This is a genomic window from Borrelia hispanica CRI, from assembly GCF_000500065.1.
Lineage (GTDB): Bacteria > Spirochaetota > Spirochaetia > Borreliales > Borreliaceae > Borrelia > Borrelia hispanica.
In genome coordinates this window covers 1-10,214 of the sequence record NZ_AYOU01000036.1, presented here as the reverse complement: position 1 = coordinate 10,214, position 10,214 = coordinate 1, and the positions used below count along the sequence as shown (strand labels likewise).

The 10,214-nt window shown below is 35.3% G+C and carries 6 protein-coding genes and 3 pseudogenes; all 9 read left to right on the top strand.

Annotated elements, in window-relative coordinates; genetic code table 11:
- Nucleotides 1–15: 15 nt before the first annotated feature.
- Nucleotides 16–696, top strand: coding sequence for a Bdr family repetitive protein (gene bdr, locus U880_RS11620; RefSeq protein WP_024654406.1), 681 nt, complete (start codon nt 16–18; stop codon nt 694–696).
- A 481-nt stretch (nt 697–1,177) separates the two neighbouring features.
- On the top strand, nt 1,178–2,248 hold the full coding sequence (locus U880_RS0100900; protein WP_051373843.1) for a variable large family protein: 1,071 nt from the start codon (nt 1,178–1,180) through the stop codon (nt 2,246–2,248).
- Between the two features lie 189 nt (nt 2,249–2,437).
- Entirely contained in the window at nt 2,438–3,496 is a 1,059-nt protein-coding gene (locus U880_RS0100895) for a variable large family protein (RefSeq protein WP_024654404.1), read from the top strand.
- Nucleotides 3,497–3,680: 184 nt separating this feature from the next.
- Nucleotides 3,681–4,701, top strand: a pseudogene (locus U880_RS09725) (variable large family protein).
- Between the two features lie 300 nt (nt 4,702–5,001).
- On the top strand, nt 5,002–6,081 hold the full coding sequence (locus U880_RS0100885; RefSeq protein ID WP_084543149.1) for a variable large family protein: 1,080 nt from the start codon (nt 5,002–5,004) through the stop codon (nt 6,079–6,081).
- Nucleotides 6,082–6,619: 538 nt separating this feature from the next.
- Nucleotides 6,620–6,845: pseudogene (locus U880_RS10690) on the top strand (variable large family protein); the annotation flags it as partial.
- Nucleotides 6,846–6,850: 5 nt separating this feature from the next.
- Nucleotides 6,851–7,922, top strand: a pseudogene (locus U880_RS09720) (variable large family protein).
- Between the two features lie 166 nt (nt 7,923–8,088).
- Entirely contained in the window at nt 8,089–9,141 is a 1,053-nt protein-coding gene (locus U880_RS0100865; RefSeq protein ID WP_051373842.1) for a variable large family protein, read from the top strand.
- A gap of 277 nt (nt 9,142–9,418) precedes the next feature.
- A partial coding sequence (locus U880_RS0100855; protein ID WP_235047967.1) for a variable large family protein occupies nt 9,419–10,214 on the top strand: 796 nt, incomplete at its 3' end.

Genomic DNA, 10,214 nt, shown 5'->3' with positions numbered 1-10,214 from the left:
ATAAGGAGATTCTTTATGGAGTATATGCAAATGGAACCTGTAATTACTAGGCAGATGGTATTCAATGAGCTTGTAAAAGCTGGTATTAATAGAGAGATTGCTGACGATTTGTCTTATAGATACTATAAAAATGAGCTTACTATTAAAGATCTTCAATATTTAAAAGAGAACTTTGACATAAAATTGGAGATGTTAGAGCGTGGTTTAAAGGCTGAGATTAGGGAACTTGATACTAAGATTGATACCGTAGAGAATAATTTAAATATTAAGATAGATATTAAATTTACAGAACTTGATAACAAAATCGATATTATTGAGAATAGCTTAAAATCAGATATTAAAGAACTTGATAACAAAATTGATAAAGTAAGGGATGAATTAAAATCTGATATTAAAGAACTTGATACTAAGATTGATACCGTAGAGAATAATTTAAATATTAAGATAGATATTAAATTTACAGAACTTGATAACAAAATCGATATTATTGAGAATAGCTTAAAATCAGATATTAAAGAACTTGATACTAAAATAGATATTGTTAGGAAAGATATGGAAGTGAACAAAATGGAACTTGATACTAAGATAGATAAATTCGCATCAGAGGTTAAAGGAACATTTAAATTACATGCTTGGATGTTTGGGACCATTATTACTTTAACTATAGGAATTTTATTAACGCTGATATTTAAATAAGTAAATATTTCTTCTATATAAAGGATAAGTTTAAATTTTTTTGCAAATTTTTTATAATTTTTGCTATTTTTATCAAAAATAAATAATTTATCAATAATTATTTATTGTATATTGAATAAGGTTAAATAAGGTTGATAGGTTGGAGGTAAAATGAGATACAATTCTAAAATCAATCTAATTAATAGGTGAATTATTATATATTGAAATGTAGTTAAAGTTATTATGTAAGAATGTTGGCAAAGGGAGAGCAAGAAAGCTCTCTTTTTTTGTTTGCAGTATTGTATGTGTTATATAAGTCATATTTTTTTGCTTCTAATTCTTAATAAATAAGCTATAAGAAAGCTAGAAAATAATAAAAAAAACAAGGAGGCGAAGGAAAGGAATGAAAGAGAAGAAAGGAATAGGAAATATAGAAGAGTGTATAAGCGAGTATAGAGAGAAGGGAAGAGAGAAGGGAAGTAAAAGAATAGTAAAGGGATTGATGATTGTGATGATGATGGTGGTGATGGGATGTAATAGTGGGGGAGTAGCAGGAGGAGAAGGAGCAGCAGGAGGAGGCGGGAGTGGAGCTAAAAGTTTAAGTGAGGTATTGCTGGAAGTAGGAAGAAGTGCCGGGGATGCATTTTATTCATTTTTAGAGTTAGTGTCAGGGAGTTTGGGATTTAGTGTGACTAAAGAAACAAAGAAAGAAGATGTAGGTAAGTATTTTAACAGTCTAGGAGAAAAGATAGGTGTTGCATCAGAAGAGTTAGAGAAAGTAGCAGTAAAAGTATCAGCAGATGTTGACAAAGAAGGTTTATTAAATAAGGGAATAAGAGAAGCAGTTGATGCGGCTAAGATTACTTTAAGCACATTAAGAGGTTGTGTGGAATCGTTAGCAAAAATAGGTGATAGTGAAAAAGTAGGTGATGCAGCAAGTAATGCTCAAGGAACGACACCAGCTGATGATGAGTTGAAGAAAGCCTTTAAGGCATTTCAAGGAGTAGTAGAGATAGCTAAAAAGGAAGGTGTTTTGGAGCCAGAAGTAGGAAACACAGCAGTCAAAGTAGGGAATAATGGAACAGATAATAAGGACGGAGTTAAGATATTGGCCACAGTTGTTGGTAATAAGCCAGGAAATCAAGATGCAGTAAAAGCAGCGGCAATATTAACAACAGTAAGTGGCAGTGAAATGTTAGCATCAATAGTTAAATCAAATGAAGGAGATGCAGTATTAGGAGGATCTGCTCCGGATGCCCAGACAACTGCTATGAGTTTTGCTAAAGGAGGTACTACTGGAAATAATTTAGCACAGAATGTTACTTTAAAAGCAGCAGCTGTAGCAGGGGGAATAGCATTACGATCATTAGTTAAGACAGGTAAATTAGCGTCAGGTGCAGAAGATGGTAGTGCAGGAGGAAAGGAAGAAGTACAAAGAGTGGGAGTGAGTGCGGTAAATAAGTTATTAGTAGCAGTAGAAGAAATAATTAAAAAGACAGTAAAGAATGTATTGGAGAAAGTAAAGCAAGAAGTAGATAAGGCAAGAGAGCCGAAAGCATCAGGGAAGCAGTAATATTTATATTATTTATATCGTTGAAAATGATTAGGTAGAAATATTAGTGAAGAGAGCACTAAATGAAGCTCTCTTTTTTTATTTTCGGTATTGTGTATGTTATATAAAGCCTCATTTATTTGTTTTTTGCTTTTAAATAAAAGCTATAAAGTAGCTATAAAAAAAGGAAAAAACAAGGAGGCGAAAAGAATGAAGATAGAGAAAAAAGGAGAGGGGAGAATAAGAGTAGTAATATTAATGGTGATGATGATGATGATGGTGATGATGATGGGATGTAATAGTGGGGGAGTTAGAGATCCAGAGAAAGTGTTTTTGAGTGAGATGGTAAATTTAGGGAAAGGATTTTTAGATGTTTTTGTGAGTTTTGGCGATATGATTACAGGGACATTGGGGATAAAGGCGGAAACAAAGAAAAGTGAGATAGGTGGATATTTTGGTAAGATTGCAGAGACAATGAAGGAAGTGAGAGGGAAATTAGGGAAGATTTTGGAAGAGAATGGGAAATATGAGAAAGTGAAAGAGAAGGTAGAGGAATTTGTTGGGAAGATAAGTGAGATCGAAGAGGGAGCAAAGGATGCAGCAAAGGGTGCTACAAGTGATACTGCTATTGGTGGTGCTACTAGTGCAGGACAAGCAGCAGTGGCAGCTGACAAGAATTCAGTTATTTCATTAGTAAAAGGAATAAAGGCAATAGTTGGAATAGTGTTAAAGAAAGATGAGGGTGATGCAGGAGCTACTAAAACAGGGGATGATAAGAAGGATGTTGGTAAACTATTTGTTAATGATGCTGGTAAGGCTGATGCCAAAGAAGAAAATATTGCAAAGGCAGCGGCAAGTATAGGAGCAATAAGTGGGTCTGATATATTGAGGGCGATAGAGAAATCAAAGGAAGATCCTAAAGATTATGTTAATGATGGAATTGAGAAAGCTGGAGATGCAGCAGAGATAGCAATTGCTCCAGTTGTTGCTGATAAGAAAGAGATTAAAGAGGAATCAGCAAAGAAAGATGCAGTAATAGCAGGAGGGATAGCATTGAGAGGAATGGCAAAAGATGGTAAATTTGCGGCTAATCAGAGTGCTAAAGATGCAAATGCAGTCAATGGAGCGGTAGCAAGTGCAGTAAATAAGGTATTAAGTACGTTGACAATAGCAATCAGGAATAAAGTGGATGAAGGATTAAAAGAGATAAATAAGGTATTGGGAGAGATTAAACAAGGAGAAGGGTCTGTTGCCAAAATTAATGAATAAAAGAATAAGATAGCTAGTACAGTTTAGAATATAATTAAATTTTTTAATAAAAACTTAGTTAATGAGAGCAAAAGAGCTCTCTTTTTTTATTTGCAGTATTGTGTATTTTATATAACAAATATTTTTTTCTTTTACTCCTTTAAAGATAAGCTAGAAAAAAATAATAAATAAGGAGGCTAGAAGAATGAAGAAAGAGAAAAAAGTAGAGGGGAAAATAAGAGTAGTGATATTAATGGTGATGATGATGGGATGTAATAGTGGGGGTAAGGATCCAGAGAAGGTATTTTTGAGTGATATAGCAAATTTAGGGAAAGGATTTTTAGATGTATTTGTTAGTTTTGGCGATATGATTACAGGGACGTTGGGAATAAAGGCAGATACAAAGAAAAGTGAGATAGGAGCTTATTTTACTAAGATTGAGAATACAATGAAAGTAGTGAAAGTGAAATTGGGGGAAATTTTAGAAAAGAATGGGCATTATCCGAAGGTGAAAGAGAAGGTAGAGGAATTTATTGGGAAGATAAGTAAGATTGAAGAAGGAGCCAAGGAAGCAGCTAGTGGTGCTAGTGGTGATGTGATAGGAAATGCTAAGAAAGGTGAAGATGCTAATCCTGCAGAAGTTGCAAGTATAAATGCGCTTGTTAAAGGAATTAAAGAGATAGTTGGGATAGTTTTAAAAAGGGATGAGGGTAATCCAGGAGCTACTAAGACAGCAGAAGCTGAGAAAAAATCAATTGGTAAGTTGTTTGGTGGTAAAGATAATGGTGGAACAGAACAGCAAGCAGCAGCAGCAAGTGCAACAATAGGAGCAGTAAGTGGGGTTGATATATTGAAAGCTATTGCTAGTTCTGCTGAAGCCGGTACTGGTGAGATTAAAATCGAAGAAGCAAAAAATACAGCAGAGATTGCTGCTTCTAAAAAAGAAGATAATAAGGAGTTTGAGGTAGATTCGGTAAAAAAAGATGCAATAATAGCAGCGGGAGGTAGCATTGAGAGGAATGGCAAAAGGAGGGAAGTTGGCGGCTAAAGATGAAGAAAAATCAGCAAATGCAGTCAATGGAGCAGTAGCAAGTGCAGTAAATAAGGTGTTAAGTGCACTAGTAATAGCCATTAGGAATACAGTGGATGAAGGGTTAAAAGGTATTAGTGAGGTATTAGGAGCAATTAAACAAGGAGAGAATCCTATTGCTAAAGTTGGTAAATAGATGAAATTAGTAATATTTGTAATGTAACTTGAATTAGTGAGTAAAGTAATTAGTTAAGAGGGCTTATGTTAGCTCTCTTTTTTTGTATTTTCGGTATTGTATGTGTTATATAACACATATTTTTTTGCCTCTAATTCTTTAAAGATAAGCTAGAAAATAATAAAAAAAACAAGGAGGCGAAGGAAAGGAATGAAAGAGAAGAAAGGAATAGGAAATATAGAAGAGTGTATAAGCGAGTATAGAGAGAAGGGAAGAGAGAAGGGAAGAGAGAAGGGAAGTAAAAGAATAGTAAAAGGAATAATGGTGATGGTAGTGATGGTGGTGATGGGATGTAATAGTGGGGGAGTAGCAGGAGGAGAAGGAGCAGCAGGAGGAGGCGGGAGTGGAGCTAAAAGTTTAAGTGAAGTACTGCTGGAAGTAGGGAGAAGTGCAGAGAATGTATTTTATTCATTTTTGGAATTAGTTTCAGGTTCTTTGGGATTTGTTGTTAAAGCAACTACTAAGAAGAATGAAGTGGGTGATTATTTTGATGGGCTGGGTAAGAAGCTTGAGATTGCATCAGCAGAATTAGAGAAAGTAGCAGAAAAAGCATCAGCAGATGTTGATAAAGAAGGTATATTAAATAAGGGAATAAGAGCGGCAGTTGATACTGCTAAGACTACTTTAAGTACATTAAAAGGGCATTTAGAATCATTAAAAGGGATAGGTGATGGGAATGTAGTAGGTGAGGCAAATAATGCTCAAGGAGCAGGAACAGCACCAGATGATGTTCAGTTAAAAGCAATATTTAATGGATTAAAAGGGATAGTGGAAGTAGCGGAAAAAGGAGGAGTTGAAAAGCCAAAAGCAGGAGGCACAGCATTGAAAGTAGGGAATAATGGAACAGATAATAAGGATGGAGCTAAGATATTGGCTACAAGTGGTGGTAATCCAGGAGTTCAAGATGCAGGTAAAGCAGCAGCGATATTGGCGAGTATAAGAGGAGAGGAGATGTTGGGAGCAATAGTTGGATCAGAAGAAAGTGATGCGGGTACAGGAGTGTCAAACAATGCAGATGGCAGTACAAGTGCATTAAAGTTTGCAAAAGGAGGAACAGTAGATCATGTATCACATAGCGATCAATCAAAAGCAGCAGCAGTAGGAGGAGGGATAGCGTTAAGAGCATTGGTGAAGACAGGTAAACTAGGAGCAGGAGCAGCAGATGGTCAAGCAGGGGGAAAAGAAGAAGTACAGGCAGTAGGAGTAAGTGCAGTAAATAAATTATTAGTAGCAGTAGAAGAAATCATAAAGAAGACAGTAAATAATGTTCTTAAGGAAGCAAAGGGAAAAATAGATAAGGCGAGAGTTTCACAAGAACCAGTTGCAGAGGTAGGTAAGTAATAAGGCAAGTTAAGAAGGTAAATAGAAGTAAATTTTAGATTATTTAGTAATTAGAAGAATAAAAGGAAGCTTAGATATGATTCTAGGTTGCCTTTTATTTTGTATTGTTATAAGTTTAAATGAGGCAGTAATTTTTCATTGAAAACAATAAATAATGTACTTGTTAATCAATCTTGTTAAAAGCAGTATCTAGTGGATAATAATAAATAATTATCGATAAGAAATAAAAATAGAACCTAAATAAAGGTAGGCCAAAATTTTTTTAAATATAAGCTTATAACACATATAGTCCATACTTATAGATAGTATTCGTTATAGTAAATAGCATCATATGACAAATAAATGAAAGTCTTGAATTAACACAAGATATAAATACATTAATATCTAACTAAATTTAAAACGAAAACATCTCCTCTGTTTTCATAGCACAAAACAAAAGAAATGTTTCACTTAAATAACCCTTTTTTTAATTTTATGCAGTTAAATATAACTTTAAGCTTTATGCGTGCTTGGTATTTTCATAATTGATCAATTTAAAATAGGAGCCGTAGGTAGTGCTGATATATTGCAAGCAATAGCTAAATCTTAAAGAGAATCTTGCTGTTGATGCTACTGATGGAATTGAAAAAACGAAGAATGCAGCGGAGATTTCTGTTGCTATGGCTAAGGATGACAAAAAAGAAATTAAAGAGGAAGGAACAAAGAAAGATGCAGTAATAGCAGCAGAGGAATATAACATTAAGAGCAATGTTAAGGAGGGAAAAAGAAGATGAGAGGCATTAGACGCATTATTAGAATTAGTTTCGTTATGGTTGTTATGGGCTGTGATAGTGGGGTATTGGAAGAGGAGAAGATGAAGAATAAATTTTTAGGGTCTTTGGTAGAATTGGGAAATGATTTTATTGGTGTTTTCACATCTTTTGGTGATATTATTGGGAGTGTATTGGGATTAAATTTGGAGGGTAAGAAATCTGATGTGGGGGAAATATTTTAAGAAAGTGCAGGATACTGTGCAAGGGGTTGAAAGATGGGCTTAATAAAATTGTTAATGATATGAAGAAAGAAGGGAATCCGAATGCGGCGGGAATAGAGAGTGCAGTAAATAAATTGATTAGTGAGACACTTGATAAGATAATAGAGGGAGCTAAGACTGCTAGTGAGACTATTGGTACTGAAGGTAATGACTTGATGATTGGTAATGTTGCTGCTCAAAATAATGGTGGTGTTGCAGGTGCTGAAGTTGATAAATTAGTCAAAGGAATTAAGGAAATTGTAGATGTTGTACTTAGAGATATAGGAAATGCTGAAGCTGGGGATTCTAAAAAAGCTGAAGATGGTTCTGCCGAAAGGGGTAACGATGCTGGTGAAGCAGGTAAATTATTTGCTAATGCAAGTGCTAATGTTGATGCAAAAAAGGCAGCAGTTGATGCAGCAAAGGCTGTAGGAGCAGTAACTGGTGCTGATATATTACAGGCTATGGTTAAAAATACTGATGCTGCTAAATTAGCTAAGCATAATGGTGCTGCTAATACTATTGCTAATCAATCTGGTGTGTTGCTCAAAATGCTAAGGATGGAGCTATAGCAGGAGGTATAGCACTGCGAGCAATGACAAAAGGTGGTAAGTTTGCTAATGCTAGTGCTGCTGATAATGAAGGAGTTATTACTTCTGCAGTTAAAGGAGCAGCAATAAGTGCGTTAACTAAGGCATTAGACACATTAACAGTAGCAATAAGAAAAACAATAGATTTGGGACTTAAGGAAGTAAAAAACGTAATGAAAATTAATAATGATACTCCTTTAGCATCTGAGCAGAGTGATTCTGGTGGGCAAAATCAATAGTCAGGTTTATTATTTATATAACTAAAGAGTAGAAAAAGATAAATAAAGTTGTAAGGGAGAGATACTGAGAGTTAAGCTTTTAGTATCTTTTTTTTATATAGTGTTTTGAGGAAAGAGAGGAAAGAGAGGAGAGGAGAAGAGAGTGAGAAGAATAGTAAAGGGAATAATGGTGCTGGTGGTGGTGATGGTGATGGAATGTAATAGTGGGGGAGTGAAAGGGGAAGGAACAGGAGGAGACGGGAGAGGAGGGGGAAGTTTAAGTGAAGTATTGCTGGAAGTAGGGAGAAGTGCAGAGAATGCATTTTATGCGTTTATAGAGTTAATGTCAGATGTATTGGGATTTAGCGTGAACACAACTACAAAGAAAGAGGATGTAGGGAATCATTTTAGGAGTTTAGGTAAGAAGCTAGAAGACACATCAAATGAGTTAGAAGAAGTAGCAAAAAAAGCAGAGATAGGTGATGGTAAAAGTGTTTCATCAAAAAATCCAATTAGAGAAGCAGTTGATTCAGCTAAGGCCGTTTTAAATATGTTAAAAGGGTATATAGAGTCATTAGGGACAGTAGGGGATTTGAGTGTAGTGGGTGATGCAGAAACTAGTGCTAAACAAGGAGTGGCAGCAGATGATGATGCATTAAAGAAGGCATATAATTCGTTAAAAGAAATAGTAAAAGTTGCAACAGGTGTAGGTGTTAAAGCTTTAAAAACAGGATCTACAACTTTGTCAATAGATAGTGTATCTAATAAAGATGGAGCTAAAATATTATCTACAAGTACTGCAGGAGCAGCAGCAACAGATGTATCTAAAGCAGCGATAATATTAACAGCAGTAAGTGGTGAGGAAATATTAGACTCAATAGTTAAGTCAGGAGAGAATGATGCTGCGCTATCAAATAATGCGGATGGTACAACAAGTGCTATGAGTTTTGCAAGAGGAGGTCAAGCAGCTCACTTATCAAATACTGATACTCCAAAAGCGGCATCAGTAGCAGGAGGTATATCGCTACGTTCATTAGTGAAGACAAGTAAACTAGCAGCAGGAGGGAATTCTAAGGCACAAGGAGGAAAAGAAGAAGTACAAAAAGTAGGGATAACCGCAGTAAATAAGTTATTGGGAGCAGTAGAGGAAATAGTGAAGAAGACGGTAAAGAGTGTTTTGGAGAAAGTAAAGGAAGAAGTAGATAAGGCAAGAGATCCAAAAGCAGCAGGTAAGTATTAGAATTTGAATATAGTTGTTGAAATAATTAAATAAGAACCTTATTAAAGGGAGCAATAAAGCTCTCTTTTTTATTTGCAGTATTGTATGTGTTATATAAGTCATATTTTTTTGCTTCTGATACATAAAAGATAAGCTATAAGAAAGCTAAAAAGGCTAAAAAAATAAGGAGGCGAAAAAAATGAATAGAGAAGTAAAAGAAGGAGAAATAAAAGGGAAGAGAGGGAAAGAGAGAGTGAATAAGATGTGGGATAGAATGAGAAAGAAGTGAATAATATTGATGATGGTGGTGATGATGGGATGTAATAGTGGGGGTAGAGATCCAGAGAAAGTGTTTTTGAGTGAGATGGTAAATTTAGGGAAAGGATTTATGGAAGTATTTGTGAGTTTTGGCGATATGATTACAGGGACATTGGGAATAAAAGCGGACACAAAGAAAAGTGAAATAGGGAAATATTTTAGTGATATTGAGAAGAGTATGCAAACTACTAAAGCAAAGTTAAACGAAATTTTAGAAAAGAATGGGCAATATGAAAAAGTTAAAACAGTTGTTGAGCAGTTTATTAGTGGGACTGTAGATAAGATTGCTGAGGGAGCAAAAGAAGCTGCAAAAGGGGCTACTGGTGGTGATGCTATTGGAAATGCTGTGAAAGAAGGTCAGGATGCTGTAGCGGCGGACACTACAAGTGTCAATTTACTTGTTAAGGGTATTAGGACTATTGTTGGTGTAGTTTTGAAAGAGAATGAAGGAGATGAAAAAGCTGATAAGACAATTGATTCTGATAAGAAGAAAGTTGGACAGTTATTTGCAAAGAAAAATGATGATAGAGCTCAAGATACTGAGGCAGCTAAGGCGAGTGCATCAGTAGGGGCAGTAAGTGGTGCTGATATATTACAAGCTATTGCTAAGTCCTCTGAAGCTGTTAATGTTGATGAAATTGATAAAGCAAAAAATGCAGCAGAGATTGCTATTGCTCCGGCTAAAGATGACAAAAAAGAAGTTGCAGTAGAATCAGCAAAGAAGGATGCAGTAATAGCAGCGGGAATAGCATTAAGAGCAATGGCAAAGGATGGTA

What these genes read in the sequence shown, in the direction of transcription:
- bdr (WP_024654406.1), top strand. Translation starts at nt 16, where the DNA reads ATGGAGTATATGCAAATGGAACCTGTAATTACTAGGCAGATGGTATTC.
- U880_RS0100900 (WP_051373843.1), top strand. Translation starts at nt 1,178, where the DNA reads ATGATTGTGATGATGATGGTGGTGATGGGATGTAATAGTGGGGGAGTA.
- U880_RS0100895 (WP_024654404.1), top strand. Translation starts at nt 2,438, where the DNA reads ATGAAGATAGAGAAAAAAGGAGAGGGGAGAATAAGAGTAGTAATATTA.
- U880_RS0100885 (WP_084543149.1), top strand. Translation starts at nt 5,002, where the DNA reads ATGGTGATGGTAGTGATGGTGGTGATGGGATGTAATAGTGGGGGAGTA.
- U880_RS0100865 (WP_051373842.1), top strand. Translation starts at nt 8,089, where the DNA reads ATGGTGCTGGTGGTGGTGATGGTGATGGAATGTAATAGTGGGGGAGTG.